The 16,494-nt window shown below is 40.2% G+C and carries 15 protein-coding genes and 1 pseudogene; 10 read left to right on the top strand and 6 right to left on the bottom strand.

The window, feature by feature from the left end:
- Positions 1–28: 28 nt before the first annotated feature.
- Entirely contained in the window at positions 29–955 is a 927-nt protein-coding gene (locus tag Q0791_RS07755) for a 2-dehydropantoate 2-reductase (RefSeq protein WP_299004441.1), read from the top strand.
- A gap of 342 nt (positions 956–1,297) precedes the next feature.
- On the opposite strand, the gene Q0791_RS07750 is transcribed toward Q0791_RS07755, so the two are convergent.
- Positions 1,298–1,900 (bottom strand): DUF6515 family protein, encoded by a 603-nt coding sequence (locus Q0791_RS07750; protein ID WP_299004438.1) that lies wholly within the window; start codon positions 1,898–1,900, stop codon positions 1,298–1,300.
- Between the two features lie 297 nt (positions 1,901–2,197).
- On the opposite strand from Q0791_RS07750, the gene Q0791_RS07745 reads away from it, so the two are divergent.
- Positions 2,198–3,712, top strand: a complete 1,515-nt coding sequence (locus Q0791_RS07745; RefSeq protein WP_299004436.1) for a sodium-dependent transporter — start codon at positions 2,198–2,200, stop codon at positions 3,710–3,712.
- Positions 3,709–3,810 (top strand): MetS family NSS transporter small subunit, encoded by a 102-nt coding sequence (locus tag Q0791_RS07740; RefSeq protein WP_299004433.1) that lies wholly within the window; start codon positions 3,709–3,711, stop codon positions 3,808–3,810. The genes Q0791_RS07745 and Q0791_RS07740 overlap by 4 nt, the downstream gene beginning before the upstream one ends.
- A gap of 74 nt (positions 3,811–3,884) precedes the next feature.
- Here Q0791_RS07740 and kdsA read toward each other — a convergent pair whose 3' ends face one another.
- From kdsA to Q0791_RS07720, 4 genes are all read right to left on the bottom strand, one after another.
- The gene (gene kdsA, locus Q0791_RS07735) at positions 3,885–4,733 is read right to left on the bottom strand and encodes a 3-deoxy-8-phosphooctulonate synthase (protein WP_299004524.1); all 849 of its coding nucleotides are present in this window, start codon (positions 4,731–4,733) and stop codon (positions 3,885–3,887) included.
- Between the two features lie 80 nt (positions 4,734–4,813).
- On the bottom strand, positions 4,814–6,070 hold the full coding sequence (locus Q0791_RS07730; protein WP_299004430.1) for a DUF819 family protein: 1,257 nt from the start codon (positions 6,068–6,070) through the stop codon (positions 4,814–4,816).
- Between the two features lie 163 nt (positions 6,071–6,233).
- Positions 6,234–7,022, bottom strand: coding sequence for a tetratricopeptide repeat protein (locus Q0791_RS07725; RefSeq protein ID WP_299004427.1), 789 nt, complete (start codon positions 7,020–7,022; stop codon positions 6,234–6,236).
- The gene (locus tag Q0791_RS07720; RefSeq protein ID WP_299004425.1) at positions 7,022–7,417 is read right to left on the bottom strand and encodes a SirB2 family protein; all 396 of its coding nucleotides are present in this window, start codon (positions 7,415–7,417) and stop codon (positions 7,022–7,024) included. The genes Q0791_RS07725 and Q0791_RS07720 overlap by 1 nt, the downstream gene beginning before the upstream one ends.
- A 527-nt stretch (positions 7,418–7,944) precedes the next feature.
- Between Q0791_RS07720 and Q0791_RS07715 the strand changes: the two are divergent.
- Positions 7,945–9,393, top strand: a pseudogene (locus Q0791_RS07715) (carbon starvation protein A).
- A 72-nt stretch (positions 9,394–9,465) separates the two neighbouring features.
- Here the strand turns inward: Q0791_RS07715 and Q0791_RS07710 are convergent.
- A complete protein-coding gene (locus tag Q0791_RS07710; RefSeq protein ID WP_299004422.1) occupies positions 9,466–10,344 on the bottom strand; it encodes an NAD(P)-dependent oxidoreductase in 879 nt (292 codons plus the stop codon).
- Positions 10,345–10,557: 213 nt separating this feature from the next.
- Between Q0791_RS07710 and Q0791_RS07705 the strand changes: the two genes are divergently transcribed.
- The 6 genes from Q0791_RS07705 to Q0791_RS07680 all read left to right on the top strand — a co-directional run bounded on the left by Q0791_RS07705 (position 10,558) and on the right by Q0791_RS07680 (position 16,369).
- Positions 10,558–11,937, top strand: coding sequence for a PLP-dependent aminotransferase family protein (locus Q0791_RS07705; protein WP_299004420.1), 1,380 nt, complete (start codon positions 10,558–10,560; stop codon positions 11,935–11,937).
- Positions 11,938–12,049: 112 nt separating this feature from the next.
- Positions 12,050–12,808, top strand: a complete 759-nt coding sequence (locus Q0791_RS07700; protein WP_299004521.1) for a ribonuclease H family protein — start codon at positions 12,050–12,052, stop codon at positions 12,806–12,808.
- A gap of 499 nt (positions 12,809–13,307) precedes the next feature.
- Complete coding sequence (locus tag Q0791_RS07695) at positions 13,308–13,730, top strand: hypothetical protein (RefSeq protein ID WP_299004418.1); 423 nt, start codon at positions 13,308–13,310, stop codon at positions 13,728–13,730.
- A gap of 76 nt (positions 13,731–13,806) precedes the next feature.
- Positions 13,807–14,280, top strand: coding sequence for a hypothetical protein (locus tag Q0791_RS07690; RefSeq protein WP_299004416.1), 474 nt, complete (start codon positions 13,807–13,809; stop codon positions 14,278–14,280).
- A gap of 402 nt (positions 14,281–14,682) precedes the next feature.
- On the top strand, positions 14,683–15,303 hold the full coding sequence (locus Q0791_RS07685; protein ID WP_299004414.1) for an alpha/beta hydrolase: 621 nt from the start codon (positions 14,683–14,685) through the stop codon (positions 15,301–15,303).
- 70 nt (positions 15,304–15,373) lie between these two features.
- The gene (locus Q0791_RS07680) at positions 15,374–16,369 is read left to right on the top strand and encodes a zinc-dependent alcohol dehydrogenase family protein (RefSeq protein WP_299004412.1); all 996 of its coding nucleotides are present in this window, start codon (positions 15,374–15,376) and stop codon (positions 16,367–16,369) included.
- Positions 16,370–16,494: the final 125 nt, after the last annotated feature.

Raw genomic sequence — 16,494 nt, 5'->3', positions numbered from 1 at the left:
TTCACCATCAAGCAGTAGGCCCTTTAATATGAATCATATCGGAATATTAGGCGCTGGCGCCATTGGTCAACTCAAACATTTTCAATTAAGTCAGCTCAATAAAAATCAAGATATATTTTACTTCATCGATCGTCATGAAACACGTTGCCAAGAAGTTAATTTCACTTCATTAACAGGCAGCAAAATAAGCTACGTAGCAAATTGCATTAGTGCGCAACACGAAAGTCACACTCTCCAAAAAATTCAATTACTCATTGTTTGCGTTAAGTCTTATCAAGTCACTGATGCATTACTCCCCCTGCTCGATAAGCTCGATCCTCAATGCCATATCTTATTACTCCATAATGGCATGGGGCCACACCTGATTATTGAAGAAACATTACGTCACTCCTATCCCAATTTAGGACTCAGTTTAGGAACCACATCTCAAGGGGCAATCAAACATGATAGATGGCATATAGAGCAAACTGGAACAGGGCTGACACAATTTGGCCATTACTTCGGCCCTGTATTAAGCGACAGTTTGAAGCAAACACTGCTTAACAGTATTCACAATATTGAATACTGCGACGCCATTATTCCTATGTTATGGCAAAAACTCGCAGTCAATGCAGCGATTAACCCCCTTACTGCCATTCATCAGTGCAAAAATGGAGAGCTCAATAACACCCAATACCCTGCGTCAATTGAAACGATCACCGATGAAGTGATATTAGTAGCGCAACATGATGGTATTCAATTAAATAAAGCGAACTTACTTAAGCGTATTTTTGATGTTATCACACTCACACAGAATAATTTCTCTTCTATGTATCAAGATATTAAACATCGTAGGCAAAGTGAAATTGACAATATCAACGGCTATATTATTCAGCAAGCCAAAAAACACCAAATAGCCGTGCCTGAAAACATCAAACTTTATCGACGAATAAAACAAATTGAAATCAATGAATAATCATTTAATTATACCAATTCCATTATATAAGTGATCTTTCAGCGGGAATTCAACATGCTGTAGGCAAGGCAGATGATTGAAGTAAATAGTTATTCTATATCGAAAGCAGCTAACGTAGCATAAAGTATGTTGAAACCCGCACAAAGTGAGCTCCTCAGACATTCCACTTCAGCGTTGCATTCATTTGAAAGGGAATCACCATTACTGCATAAATGCGCCTTGAATTGAAAAGCCTGAGAAGCTCTGAATTGATCATCTATATAATGGAATTGGTATTACACTCTGGTTTGAAAGGACAATCTTAGCCATTCAAACCAGAGGGCATTTTCTGCAATATGAATATCAGTTAAATTTGACCGCGAGATAAACCACACTGCCATTGGTCACTTGGGGCAAGAAATAAAGTGAGCCATACTTGAAGTATTGCATACCATTCTTTTTAACTGGTTCTGTATGCTCAGGTAATTGAGAGTACACTTCACCCGCAATGTATTGACCCGACACTTGAATCACCTCATCATTTGAGTGAGGCTCATCGACAACCATGTAATCTCTCGTACTTTCTTGATATCGATAAAACGTCCCTTCAAACACGAAATAAGGTATGGCGCCAATCACTATCCTTCTATAGCCTGCCGGTAATGCCTTAATACGTGCGCCACGAGGACTCGCAACCACTTGATATTCACCTCTGATTGAACGATAGTAAAAGCCATTGTAAAAATAATAATTATTCTTCTTCACCGCGATCCGTGTCGCCCCTTTAGGCATATGCTTCCTCTTATAACCGACTTTATGTTTGGGCGCTTGCACCACAACCACCACTTTGTCTTTTCTTTTAGGTCCGTGCCTGTCGCCGTGCCCATGGGGGTTCCCCAAGCTTAAAGGGCTAAACAAGATTGAAGGAATTAATAGCAGCAAACTGTATCGACTTAAAAGTTTCATGATGACCTCAAAAGGGTTAACCCTAGAAAATAAAAAAGTTTATATCGCCATAAAGTAAATGAATGTCCAGCTTAATCAATTTAATTAAAAGTAGAGTCAATAATCAAAAAAATATTTGCACCATCGTTGAGTTATAACTACAAACCACACCATACTCAATCATACTTTACTTATCAGTTTCATCTTATATCTGACGCTAAAAGAATATCAAATTTAATATTTATTCATTCAACAAAGAGAAAGAAATGTAACTAAACTTTTATTAATACGAATAATAATCCCCATTAAAGGACAAGTATGAAAAGGGAGCAATGGAACACGAGAACGGGCTTTATATTAGCGGCTGTGGGCTCTGCCATAGGCTTAGGAAACATCTGGCGTTTTCCTTATATCACTTATGAAAATGGCGGCGGGGCTTTTTTAATCCCTTACTTATTCGCTATGTTGTCTGCTGGGATCCCTTTTATGATTATGGAATTCAGTTTGGGTCACAAGTTACGTCAGGCGGCTCCAGGCATCTTTGAACAACTGGGTATAAGCTTAAACACTCGCTTGCAATGGTTAGGCTGGTTTCAAGTCATGATCGCCGCTGTTATCGGCATTTATTACGTCGCTATTATAGGCTGGTCAATTTCTTATTTTGGCCTTTCCTTTACTCAAAATTGGGGGAATGACACCAATCAGTTTTTTTTCAGTCAATATTTACAACTCAATGACCATTCACCTTCACAATTAGGAGAGCTGTTATTGCACATTGCTATTCCGATGTTAATTGCATGGAGTATCACCTTTTTCGCGGTTTATACAGGCATCAAAGGCGGCATAGAAAAAGCCAATAAGCTCTTGATGCCGCTTTTATTAATTATGGTGTTATTTTTGATCTCCCAAACCGCATTTTTACCCGGCGCCCAAGATGGACTCAACTACCTCTTTCAACCTGACTTTAGTCAACTCTTTAACCCTAAAGTGTGGTCAGCAGCATACGGTCAAATATTTTTCACCTTAAGTGTCGGTTTTGCCATCATGTTTGCCTATTCCAGCTATTTACCGACAAAATCTGATATCAACAATAATGCGATTATCACTGTGCTTGTCAATTGTGGATTCTCTATTCTAGCAGGCATTCTCATTTTTAGTGTCTTAGGTCATATGGCCGATCAGCAAGCACAACCTGTCACTAATGTTATTTCATCTGGTGTAGGACTGGCATTTGTTACCATACCAGAAGCCATTACTCACTTACCTATCCCTTACATTCTTGGGCCGTTATTTTTTTTCACCTTAATAGTTGCAGGACTCAGCTCTCATATCTCTATTATGGAAGCAGTAATTTCCGCCATTATAGATAAAACAAAGTATCCAAGAAAAAAAGTCGCCACACTGGTATGCGCAATAGGCGTTGTCATATCGCTATTCTTTGCTACAAACGGAGGAATATTATTACTAGACTTAGTTGATTACTTCATTAATAATCTCGCCTTACTCTTTAGCTGTCTTATGGAAGTCACTCTGATCGCTTGGTTTATTAAAGCAACGACAATACGATTTTATGCCAATCAACTGTCAGACTTTAGCTTAGGAAAATGGCTAGACTTATGCTTACGTTTTATTAGCCCTGCACTATTACTGGTTATTCTGATCAGAAACCTATTTAATACCCTCACTCAAGGATATGGAGAATACGCTTTAATAGAACAACTTATTCTTGGATGGGGATTAATCTCCTTAATGCTATTGATTTCGCTCATTATCGCTTTGTGTTCTAAACCCATTAAACCCTCCCCTTCAATAACCGATGAGAACCCATTATGACAACTGCAGCAATGATTATGATGTGTATTGGTTTAGGACTCACTTGGGGAGGTGCCGCTATTTGCATCAGCATTGCCATTCGTAAACGGGATAGCTAAATCAATAAAAAACCGCTAATAATCCTTTTAGCGGTTTTTTATTACTTAATTAAGCAACATGTTGAAACAGGCGATTATTTACTGGTATCAATAGGAGCAAAGGATTTAACCAGATTGTCAACAGCCTTCATTTGCGTTAAGTAATTCTCTAATTGATGCAAAGGCAAAGCACATGGGCCGTCACATTTCGCTTGTTCAGGATCAGGATGAGCCTCAATAAATAATCCCGCCAAACCTAATGCCATGCCGCTGCGAGCCAACTCTGTCGCTTGAGCTCGACGGCCTCCGGCTGAGTCCGTTCGACCTCCAGGTCGCTGCAGAGCGTGAGTCGCATCAAAAATGACTGGATAACCCGATTGCTTCATCTCATCCATCCCTAGCATATCAACCACAAGGTTATTATACCCAAAGCTGCTTCCACGCTCACATAAGATGATCTCATCATTCCCCGCCTCATTAAACTTAGTAATAATGTGACGCATTTCGTGAGGTGCTAAAAACTGTGGTTTTTTAACATTAATGATCGACCCTGTTTTTGCCATCGCGACCACTAAATCTGTTTGACGGGCCAAAAAAGCCGGTAATTGAATAATATCAACAACCTCAGCAACAGGGACACATTGATGCACTTCGTGTACATCGGTAATAATCGGTAAATTGAACGTGCATTTGATTTCTTCAAAAATTTTCAATCCCGCTTCCATACCTGGACCGCGATAAGAATTGACCGACGAGCGATTGGCCTTATCAAAAGATGCTTTAAACACATAAGGGATCCCTAACTTTTGTGTCACTTCTGCATAGGTTTCTGCAATGCTCATGGCTAAATCACGAGATTCAAGCACATTCATACCACCAAATAAAACAAAAGGCTTGTCATTGGCAATATCTATTTCACCTAACTTAATTACTTTATTACTCATCATTATCTCTCTATCAAAATCATTCAATTGTTAAGTATCTGGTTAGCTGATTACGTCGTACTATGCCGTTAAACCTACTATCACGATACTGCAACCAGCTGCAACAATTGCCCACAAAACCATGCCATATAGGTTCCCAATACATACCCTAATACCGCTAAAAAAACACCAACAGGCGCTAGTGAAGGGTGAAAGGCCGCCGCCAATACCGGTGCAGAAGCAGCCCCTCCGACATTGGCTTTACTGCCTACCGCCATATAAAACACAGGCGCTTTAATCAATTTAGCCACCAACAACATTAACACCGCATGGATTGCCATCCAGATGATCCCAATAGCAAAGTACCAAAGGTTCGCTTTATTCGCTAGTTGAGCAATATCCATGTGCAAGCCAATAGTCGCCACTAAAATATACACAAAGACCGAGCCTACTTTAGAGGCTCCTGCCGCCTCCATATGACGCGCAGGCGTAAAGGAAAGCAATAAACCAAAACTTGTGGCTAAAATAATTAACCAAAAAAACGTTGAGGTTAAACTATAAGTCTGAGTCCAAGGATAATTCGTCTGAAAATAGGGCCCTAAAAAGTCGGCTCCTAAATGCGATAATCCAGCCGCACCAAAGGCAATGGCCACAATCAAAATCAAATCACGTAAACTGGGAATACGTGACTTTTCTGCTTGATAGGTTTCCAATTTTAACTTAAGCGCTTCTATTGCCGAGGTATCTGCGCCGCTTTTCGCATCAATTTGAGCCGCTTTCGATGCCATAAAGAGCAAAACTAACATCCATAGATTGGCAACAATAATATCGACTGTCACCATAATGGAAAAAATATTGCCACCAGCGCCATAAATTTCTTTCATCGCGGCCTGATTCGCACCGCCGCCGATCCAACTCCCCGCTAAGGTGGTCATTCCTCGCCAAACGGCATCAGGCCCGTGCCCTCCAATGACATCAGGATGAAAAACAGAAATAATCAATAGTGCAATGGGACCACCAATGACAATGCCCACCGTGCCCGTTAAAAACATAATTAATGCTTTAGGGCCTAAAGAAAAAATCGCCTTTAAATCGACACTTAAAATCAACAACACCAAACAAGCAGGCAATAAATAACGTGAGGCCACAAAATAAAGTTTAGAGGTATCGCCATCGACAATGCCAAAAGTGTTTAACAATGAAGGTAAAAAATAGCACAAGAGCAATGCAGGAATAAAGCGATAGAACTTTTTCCAAAATGGATGAGAACTGGTACTAGTGTAAAAGACCCCCCCTAAAATAGTGGTTAGCAAGCCTAACGCAATCGCATCATTAGTCACCAAAGCTGTTTCATTCATCAATACTTCTCCTTTGCAGTCGTCGCTGCTTTTATTATTATTTTTCCATTTAAAAAGTTGAATATACCTAACTCACTGTCAAATACCTATTTTTAGATGTAAAACAGCGCCCTTTAATAAGGGCGCTGTTACTGAGATTGCCTAAAAGCTATCACTTTCAAGGTTAGTGAAAAACTTCCACTTCACTTTGAAGCTCTTTAAGCTGTATTTTAACCAACTCAATCAAAGGATCATTAGGACTATTATCAATAAAGTGCTCTAAATCCGCCGAAGCTAAACTTAAACAACCCAGTTGCTGAGCGATGAATGCACGTTCTCGATTAAGGTTAAGATCATCACTATGCCATTGCAGTAATAAATTGCTGCATTCCATAGCAGGCTCAAATTGACGAGAAATAATACAACCTGCCTTTATTTCATGGATCATTCTAGACACAATGCGCTTTGGCGTCACAGGCTTTAAATAACTCGGTTTTAATTTTGCCGCATTGCCTAGCTCTCCTCGCACAACCACATGCAATTCATGTTTAGTCATGCGCCTTCCCGTTAAGGGGTCAATATAATAAACATCATTATCAATACGACAGCACAATGCGGTAAAACCGGGTAATAAAATTAACGCCACCTGCAAATCAAGCTGTTTCGCAAGTAACATCAAAAGCGTCGCTAATGTAGTGCTATTGCCTTGACGCGTGACTAAACAGCACCCCAAATCAGCCGCTTCAACACTAAAATAATCTTCTCTAGCACAAAAGCCTTTCTCTTGATAAAACCAATGAAGCAGCGCTTGTAGACGAGCATGTCTATCAACCACATAATGGCTTAATACTGATCCCGCTAAGGCATACCAAGCCCATTGTGTGCTTTGCACTTTTGAAAAGCCAAGATGCTCTGTAATTTCAAATGCGATTTCAGGTAATTTTATCGCATCACTCAGAATGAATTTTGTCATTAACTTACTAATATTGCCTGTTTAAAAACCGCTATTTTTGCGGCGTACACAACCCAACCTAATGCTCCAAATGCAGCAAACACTTTAAAAAGCTTACCTCTGTTTGCTTTTAACGCTATAGTTGCCAGTACGATATAAGCAACAACAGCACCTAATTTTTCTGTCAGCCAAGGATCAACAAAAGGAAATTGTTGAATAACGACACATAAAACCAATCCAGAGAGAAGCAAGAATGTATCTATGACATGAGGCGATATCTTCAGCCACTTTTTCTCCAACAAAGCTGAATCGCGTAAATGCAGCACAAATCGAAAAACAAAAAACAATACACTTGTCGCAACCAGTGTAAGATGTAAGTGCTTAATGCCAGGATATAAACCCGTTAAAAATTCCATGTTAAAGTATCTATCTAGTGGCTAAGAAAGGCATTAGTGTACCCGATCCCTTCTCGCATCACCAATCCCAAAATAAAAACACAAATCTTGCTCACTTTTTAATCGCAATTTACTTATACCAATTCCATTATATAGATGATCAATTCAGAGCTTCTCAGGCTTTTCAATTCAAGGCGCATTTATGCTGTAATGGTGATTCCCTTTCAAATGAATGCAACGCAGAAGTGAAATGTCTGAGAAGCTCACTTTGTGCGGGTTTCAACATACTTTATGCTACGTTAGCTGCTTTCGATATAGAATGACTATTAGCTTCAATCATCTGCGACCGCCATGGATGGTGGGACTGTCTGTTAATGCAGGAGCAATTAACGACCTTGCCTACAGCATGTTGAATTCCCGCTGAAAGATCACTTTTATAATGAAATTGGTATTAGCTCAAAAAAGACAATAACAAGATTTAAATATTTAACATAACTAGCTGACATTAAATAACAAACTAAAAAATAATCTTATCTTGAGGGAAAAATATGCTGTGGTTTCTACTCTGCGTTGGGTTACTGATCCTTGGCTATGTCATTTATGGCGCCTTTGTTGAAAAAATATTTGGTATTAATACACACAGTCAAACCCCTGCCTATAAACACAATGACGGGGTCGATTTTATTCCTATTTCCAAGCGTAAAGCCTATTTAATACAGCTACTCAATATTGCAGGGGTTGGCCCCATTTTTGGTCCAATATTGGGCGCGCTTTATGGGCCTGCTGCTATGCTGTGGATTGTCCTAGGCTGTATTTTTGCCGGTGCTGTACATGATTATTTTTCGGGTATGTTATCCGTTCGCAATCAAGGGCAATCCATTCCCAATTTAGCCGGAAAATACTTAGGCAAGCCCGCCCAACACTTTACTAACCTCTTTGCCATTATATTGCTGTTATTAGTGGGAGTGGTGTTTATTTCTGCCCCTGCTGGACTGCTCAGTAAATTAACCGGATGGCACATGAGCCTCTTTGTCATCCTTATTTTTAGTTATTATCTGCTCGCAACCTTAGTGCCTATAGATAAAATTATTGGTAAACTTTACCCCTTTTTTGGCGCACTGTTATTATTTATGTCCGCAGGGCTGACTATTGCTTTGATCATATCAAATGATCATCAATTATTGGCCAGCTATAGCATCAAAGATGTGTTTAGTAATTTAAACCCTAATGATATGCCTTTATGGCCAGCGCTGTTTATTACTATTGCATGCGGCGCAGTATCAGGCTTTCACGCCACACAATCTCCCCTCATGGCACGCTGCGTTGAAAACGAGGCTAATGGCCGTTTCGTCTTTTTTGGCGCTATGATCGGTGAAGGGATCATAGCGTTAATTTGGTGTGCCATTGCCTTATCTTTTTATGACGGCGTTAACGGTCTTAATATTGCCATGAAAAGTAATCCAGCCAACCTGGTTTACGATGCCTCCAACGTACTACTGGGAACACTTGGCGGTGGACTGGCCATTTTAGGCGTCATTATTTTGCCCATTACCTCAGGTGATACTGCCTTTCGTTCGGCAAGACTCATTCTTTCAGAAATGTTTAATACGCCACAAAAAGCCCTACCCAAACGATTACTCTTTGCCATTCCCTTGTTCATTGCCGGTGGCATTCTAACGTAAGTGGATTTCGCCGTCCTTTGGCGCTATTTCGGCGTCGCCAATCAGGCGACTGCAGTCATCATGCTTTGGACCAGCTCAGCTTATTTATTGCGTCATCAAAAGTTACATTGGATAACCACCTTGCCCGCCTTATTCATGACAACTGTGGTGATTAGCTTTTTACTCAATTCAGACACTTTAGGTGCTGGGCTATCGATGATGATATCCACTTTCACAGGCATAGTGATCAGTCTAGGAATAATGCGACTCATCATCACGAAAAATAAGCAAAAAGCTATTGAAGAAGCGAGTATTAAAGTGCCAGTGGAAGAATAAACGCATCACTAAAGCGTCATAAACAGGTGCAAAATAGCAGCTGTTTATGACGCAATCTCACAATGAGTGAGGCTATTTTTTCAAAGATGACGCCTTAATTAAAATGGAGGTATCCATACGCCCTAACCCTTGATCAGATAATGCTTGATAATCATTATTCACCGACTGAGTGAGTGGTAGCGTTAATCCATATTGCTTAGCTTCATCTAAACAAATCCCTAAATCTTTTATCATCCAATCAATGGCAAAACCAAAATCAAACTTATCCTGAGCCATAGTCACCGCTCGATTTTCCATTTGCCAAGAACCTGCCGCGCCATGCTTTAGCGTATTAACAACATCTTCAATATTCAAATTCGCTTTCTCGGCTAAGGTTAATGCCTCACTCAAACCACGTAACACCCCTGAAATACAAATTTGATTCACCATTTTACAGCGCTGACCTTGCCCATTTTCCCCTAACAAGGTGCTTTGTTTCGCATACGCGTCCATCACAGGCTGCACCCGTTCAAAAATTTCAGGCTCGCCGCCACACATCACAGTTAACGCTCCCTTTTCTGCACCCGCTTGACCACCAGACACTGGCGCATCAATAAAATGCACACCTTGGCGTTGACAATACTCCCTTAGCTCTACCGCCAATGTGGCCGAAGTGGTGGTATGATCCACTAAAATCGAATCAGGCTTCATACCTGCAACAATGCCATTTTCACCATAAACCACGCTTCGAACATCATCATCGTTGCCCACACACACAAAGACAATATCGGCGTCCATCGCCGCCGCTTTAGGCGTGTCCGCACTCAATCCTTGGTACTCTTGCGTCCAGTTGCTTGCTTTTTCACTGTTTCGATTAAACACTGTGGTTGAATAACCTATCCGCTGCAGATGGCCCGCCATTGGAAACCCCATCACGCCTAGACCAATAAATGCGACTTTCACTGATTTCATACGCCCCTACCTATTAAATTGTGTACGCTTTAGCATACTCAAGCAAAATAGAGTATGTAGCGTCAGATGATTAATATTGACTGAGTCTACCCTGCCATATTGACCTATGTCAATTTTATTTGTTCAACAATTTGACATAGGTTTACTTACTGCACTTTTCTCCTTACACTGACACCAGCTTCCACTTTTCGTTAATTTCAAGGACTGCTCTTCATGAGTAATAATAAGTTTAGGCACATAGCCCAAACTATCGACAACCGTATTTTAGAAGGTTTATACCCTGCTAACACTAAGCTGCCTCCTCATAGGGTGTTAGCGAGTGAATTAGGCACAACCCCCAGCACTGTAGCAAAAGCCTATTCATTATTGGCTGAGCAACAAAAAGTCGTCTCTTTTGTGGGTAAAGGCACCTTTGTCTGTGCTAACTCCATGCTTGAAAATGCCATACAAGCAACTGATATTGAGCGAGAATATAATTTTTCTATTCTTCAACCTTGCTTAATCTACAACCAAAGTACCTTACAAAACGCCTTTCGACAAAGTGCACAAGATTTAAGCCTAGACATGTTGGGCTATGCCGATCATAGTGGCCACATGGCCCATAAAGAAGCTGGAGCAAAATGGGCACGTAACTTTGGATTAAACGTACAGCATGCCCAAGAAATTCTGCTCACCAATGGCGCACAAAATGCCCTAGAAATTCTCATTCACACCTACACGCAACCCGGTGATGTCATTGCCGTTGAGCAATATACTTATCCTGGCATTTTATCCATTGCACAGCTCCACGGCTTAACCCTTGTCAGTATTCCCATGGACGAACAAGGTATGAAAGTCGATGCGCTCAACCAAGCCTTGAAAGATCATGATATAAAGTTAGTGGTCATTTTGCCCTCTCATCAAAATCCCACTACCATTACCATGCCATTAGCACGTCGAAAAGCCATTGCAAAGATGATAGCAGCCCATTCGACTTGGTTAATAGAAGATGACTTATATGGCTTTTTAAATGATGAGGTGATCCCCGCCATCACAAATTTCATTCCCGAGCAAAGCTTTCACATTAGCGGACTGTCTAAAGCCATCAGTCCCGCTCTGCGATGCGCCTATTTAAAGGCCCCTCGCAATGAAATTCGAAAATTGACCGCCCGTATTCGCGCATCCATCTGGCTCGCTTCTCCATTAACCTTTAATCTGGCCCAATGCCTCATCGAGTCTGGGGAGGCATTCACTCTGGTGAACACGCAAAAAAACATCGCACGAAAACGCCAAGCATTTACCAAAAAGGCCTTGTCTTTTTTAACCCATTATAGCCATGATACCAGTTACCATATTTGGATTGCCTTACCCGATAAATGGCGTGGCGACACCTTAATGATGGAAACCCAAGACAGACAAATACTGATCAGCCATGGCCGTTTTTTTACATCTTGCTCCTTAACATCACAAAACTCACCCGCAAATTCCCATGGTGAATACATTCGCTTGTCATTGATGGCCATCGATGACGAAAGCCATTTTCAGCAAGGTATTTTACAACTGGCCGAATTACTAAACGACGACCCTAAGCATGCCTTAACCCCGCTGACTTAGCTTAAATAGATAACAGCGAAACATTTAACAGCAAGACGCTTAACAAGATGGGTAAATTGCGGATCAGAATATTATTCATATTGATCCCACAGATTAATTAACAGAGAACATGATGACAAAAAAGTATTACGTGGTATGGAAAGGCAGACAAACAGGTATTTTTACTCAGTGGGATGAAGCCAAAAAACAAGTGGAACATTTTCCGGGGGCGAAATACAAATCCTTTAAAACTCAGGCCGAAGCCCAAGCCGCTTTTTCTCAAGGCAGCAGTCAAAGCCGTCTTCATAAAAAAGTCACAAAGGAATCAAAAATAAAAACCACCCCTAGCGCAATTCAAGAAAGCCATCAAGCATTTGATGTCACCTTGTATACCGATGGGGGTTGTGAGCCCAATCCTGGCGAAGCAGGCTCAGGCGTCGCGCTTTACCATAAAACAGAGTTATCGGCCCTTTATTACGGTTTATATCATGCCAATGGCACCAATAACTCCGCCGAGCTCAACGCCCTTCACCAAGCACTGCTGCTAGCAAAAGAAGCCATGGCCGCTAAGCAATCGGTACAAATATTGAGTGATTCACAATATTCCATAAACTGCATTACTCAATGGGCTGCTGGCTGGCAAGCCAAAGGCTGGAAACGACAAACAGCGGGTGATATTAAAAATCTTGAGATCATTCAGCAAGCCTATGCCTTGTATTGCGAACTCAAACATGACATTAGCATTAAACACGTCGCTGCTCACATTGGCATCGAAGGCAATGAACTGGCCGATCGCATGTCTATTTATGCCATTGAACAAAAAAATCCGCAATTTTGCCGTTATGATAAACCGCTGGATATTGCGCAATTGTTGAGTTTGCGCGCAGGGTGATTTTCATCGCCTTCTAATGAAGGCGAAAACATTTTTTATTTTCATCTTCAACAGTATTGTCCTATTGAAATTAATTATTCAGCTTTCGTCTATTAATATTTAAAAAATGCCGCATCTAGCCATGGCAGTCGTCAATAGGCTAATTTTTAACTTTAAACTTTACTGATATAAATTGCCTGCGGCAGGCTCTTGTGCAAATGCTTCTGTAGCACGCTGTAAACCCGTCCATGGGCGCTCTGCGACTTCATCCTTGAAGTCGAAGGCATACAGATGCATTCACACTGACTTGAAAAGCATTAAAGCAGTGTGTTTCTTCGAATTAAGGTTCAGTGATTTACTGGTTTACTCGACTAAAGTCTGGTAAGGTTATAAATTATTTATATTTAAAACAGTATATTAGTATAGGTTTTATATGTATTTTTACTAATGCCTTAATTCAATAATAATTGGTCTAATCAAACATGCGCGCGATGGAAAGTTATAACTAAAAGGATAATTTATGGATGTAAAATTAATTGCTGCTTTAGTCGGTCTATTGGGTGTATTTGCAGGTGGGCTAATTCAGTACTATTTTGGAAAATTAAGTGAAAAAACAAAGAAACACATAGAAATACGTTCAACTGCATACCTAGACTTAATAAATGCAGTATCAAATCTTGCTGGAACAGCTCAATTTTCAGAACAAAGAGGAATCGAGCAATTGCAAGATCTTACTAAGGCCAAATCCAGAGCTATAGTTGTTGGCAGTGATCTGGTTGTCGAAAAACTCCACTACTTTTTTAACGAACACGTTTCTCTCAAATCTCACGATAATTACATAGCATTTAGTGATATGGTTATGGCGATGCGCCTTGATCTAACAGGTAAAAGTAGCATATCTCTAAAAATGATTTCAGAGGCCCTTTTTGGTATAAAGTCATAACAAGTCAAGACTGTCGAACAACTTCTTGTCATGCTTAAATTTTCCGCATAGGGCAGCATTATAGGGTAAGAATTAAATGAAAGGATATTTTTTAATTTTAGACATTTTAGGCTTTAGTCAAATGATTGAAAATCTGTCTGAAGATGATTTACGCCTTAAAATCGATAAGTGGATTGGTATAGTAAGAGATATATGTAAATCTCATGATATTGAAAACTATCAGCTTATAAGCGACACCTTATTCATTGGTGTAGGTGAGAGTGACTCTGATTTAATTCAGGTTGTAAACGCTAGTCGAGACTTATTAAATACCTGTGTCAAAGAATCAATACCTTTACGAGGGACTATTAGTTTTGGTGAATATACTTGGTCGAATGAACTTGTGTATGGAAAAGCAGTAATCTCCGCTCATGAATTAGAAATGAAGCAAAATTGGGTTGGGATTTCTTGTGTAGAGGGCATAAAAATACCTGAAGGATGCACCAATTTAATTAGTTATGCGCTACCTCTTAAAAAAGGCGATAATCGTATAGGCGCCTCCGTTATTTGAGATATTCCTCAATATGAAGACTTGATTAAGTATTTATCTGCAGAGGGATTATCCGAGTCTAATAAAGCGTTAAGTGCCGAATGGTTTACTAAAATTGAGAAAACTATTTTATATTCTATGTACATCAAAATCGCAACAAAGAAATCATTTCCACAAAACCTATTTGGTGGTTTTAGCCCTTTACATTCAATCAGTCAACACTTTGAAAGTACCTTATAAAAAGCCCTTTAATAGATCAAAGCCTTGCCTCTGTTTGGGGCTTTAACTACTCAGGGGCGTTAACGACTAAGGAGAGTCACTATCAAATTTTCGATATTAATCAGTCTGCTGTTTTCATCATACTCTTTTGCGGGGAATGTTTACGATAAATTCCCAGAGCACATTAATGCCAATGACAAATATGTGTTTTATTCCCATGGCTTTATTGTAGAAGGCAACAACCCGACTCCAAAAAACGAACGGTGGGGAGTTTATGAGTTTCCTGCGATAAAAGCGGCATTGTCAGATGAGGAATATCATTTGATCGCCTATCACAGAGCAAAAGGCAGCGATCCCTTTAAGCATGCAAAAGCATTAGCCAATAATGTGGAAGAGTTAATCAAATATGGAGTCGATGCTGATCACATCACCATTATGGGTTTTTCCCGTGGCGCTTTTATTACCAGTTTAACTTCTCATTATCTGAAAGAAACACCTGTTAATGCGATTCTTTTAGCGGGTTGCGGGCGTATTGTTTCAAAGAAATATGCTGACATTAAGCTCAATGGCGATGTGTTGTCCGTTTATGAAACCAGTGATGATGCGAGTACATGTCAAAAGCTTAAAAATAGAAGTGATAACCTTAAATCATTTAAAGAGATTGCGATTTCTACGGGTAAAGAACATGGTGCTTTTTATACACCGCTACCGGAATGGATTGTTCCTGTTAAGCAATGGATCAAAGAAAAGTATACAAGAGAAGAAAAACAACCTCATCATGTTTACCATGATAACGAAAAATTATTACAAATAATAAAAAGTTAATTGATAAACCAATAAGCAAAGGCTAAATTCAACAAATGTAACAATCATTATCATTCAAAAGGTTATAGTAATGAAAACAACCCAAACTGTACGCTTTCATCAAGCTGGCGATGCTTCAGTATTACAAATCGATACATTGGACATGCCTAAGCCAGGCGTGGGAGAAGTCAGAATTAAAGCAGCTGCAATTGGTTTAAACCGTGCGGAGGTGATGTTTAGAAATGGAGCATATATAGAGCAGCCCAGTTATCCTTCGAAAATCGGCTATGAAGTCTCTGGAGTCATTGATGCTGTGGGTGAAGGGGTGACTGATCTAAAATGTGGAGATATTGTCAGTACTATACCTGCATTTACCATGGGAGAATATGGCGTCTATGGTAAGCACCCCATTGTCCCCGCTTTTGCCGTGGCTAAGTACCCCACCCATTTATCACCTGCTGAAGGTACAGCCATTTGGATGCAATATGTCACAGCCTACGGCGCACTTTGTGAAGTGGGAAAACTCACGAGCGATCAAACAATTTTGATCACAGCTGCCAGCTCAAGTGTCGGTATTGCCGCCATTCAAATCGCCAATTGGATAGGTGCAACTGTGATAGCAACCACTCGCGGCCCAGAAAAAGTCACGAGCTTGAAACAAGCTGGCGCCCATTATGTGATAGAAAGTGATTCTGAATCCATAAGCCAATCTGTGAATCTAATCACTGAAGGTCAAGGTGCAAATCTCATTTTTGACCCTATTGGTGGGCCTTTATTAAATGAATTAGGCGATGCCGCTGCTCAAGCGGGTATCATTATCGAATACGGCGCCTTAGATCCTAACCCCAGTATTTATCCGCTCTTTAAAGCTTTGGAAAAAGCATTAACCATTGTCGGCTATACGTTATTTGAACTGACTCAAGATCCAGTGAGATTGGAAAGAGCGAAGCAATTTATTTATCAAGGTCTTGAACAGAAAAAGCTCTTTCCTAAGGTTGATAAAATTTTTGCTTTTGAAGATATTCAATCTGCACATAGATATATGGAGGCCAGTGAACAGATAGGTAAAATCGTCGTTAAGATTTAATCTCCCTCGCCGCCTTTTTTAAAGGCGGTGTCATCATTAATGAACGAACAACTAAGAAACAAGAAACAAGAAACAAGAAACAAGAAACATCATTCAAACTCCGCAATTAAATACATGTCCTTAAA

Source organism: uncultured Shewanella sp. (assembly GCF_947495455.1).
Taxonomy (GTDB): Bacteria; Pseudomonadota; Gammaproteobacteria; order Enterobacterales; family Shewanellaceae; genus Shewanella.
Note: the sequence above shows the minus strand (reverse complement) of the source record. Positions and strands in the feature narration are given on the sequence as shown.

Coding starts and splice junctions, on each gene's coding strand:
- Q0791_RS07680 (WP_299004412.1), top strand. CDS start 15,374: ATGAAAACAACCCAAACTGTACGCTTTCATCAAGCTGGCGATGCTTCA.
- Q0791_RS07690 (WP_299004416.1), top strand. CDS start 13,807: ATGAAAGGATATTTTTTAATTTTAGACATTTTAGGCTTTAGTCAAATG.
- Q0791_RS07705 (WP_299004420.1), top strand. CDS start 10,558: ATGAGTAATAATAAGTTTAGGCACATAGCCCAAACTATCGACAACCGT.
- Q0791_RS07710 (WP_299004422.1), bottom strand. CDS start 10,344: ATGAAATCAGTGAAAGTCGCATTTATTGGTCTAGGCGTGATGGGGTTT.
- Q0791_RS07740 (WP_299004433.1), top strand. CDS start 3,709: ATGACAACTGCAGCAATGATTATGATGTGTATTGGTTTAGGACTCACT.
- kdsA (WP_299004524.1), bottom strand. CDS start 4,733: ATGAGTAATAAAGTAATTAAGTTAGGTGAAATAGATATTGCCAATGAC.
- Q0791_RS07695 (WP_299004418.1), top strand. CDS start 13,308: ATGGATGTAAAATTAATTGCTGCTTTAGTCGGTCTATTGGGTGTATTT.
- Q0791_RS07730 (WP_299004430.1), bottom strand. CDS start 6,070: ATGAATGAAACAGCTTTGGTGACTAATGATGCGATTGCGTTAGGCTTG.
- Q0791_RS07750 (WP_299004438.1), bottom strand. CDS start 1,900: ATGAAACTTTTAAGTCGATACAGTTTGCTGCTATTAATTCCTTCAATC.
- Q0791_RS07725 (WP_299004427.1), bottom strand. CDS start 7,022: ATGACAAAATTCATTCTGAGTGATGCGATAAAATTACCTGAAATCGCA.
- Q0791_RS07755 (WP_299004441.1), top strand. CDS start 29: ATGAATCATATCGGAATATTAGGCGCTGGCGCCATTGGTCAACTCAAA.
- Q0791_RS07745 (WP_299004436.1), top strand. CDS start 2,198: ATGAAAAGGGAGCAATGGAACACGAGAACGGGCTTTATATTAGCGGCT.
- Q0791_RS07720 (WP_299004425.1), bottom strand. CDS start 7,417: ATGGAATTTTTAACGGGTTTATATCCTGGCATTAAGCACTTACATCTT.
- Q0791_RS07700 (WP_299004521.1), top strand. CDS start 12,050: ATGACAAAAAAGTATTACGTGGTATGGAAAGGCAGACAAACAGGTATT.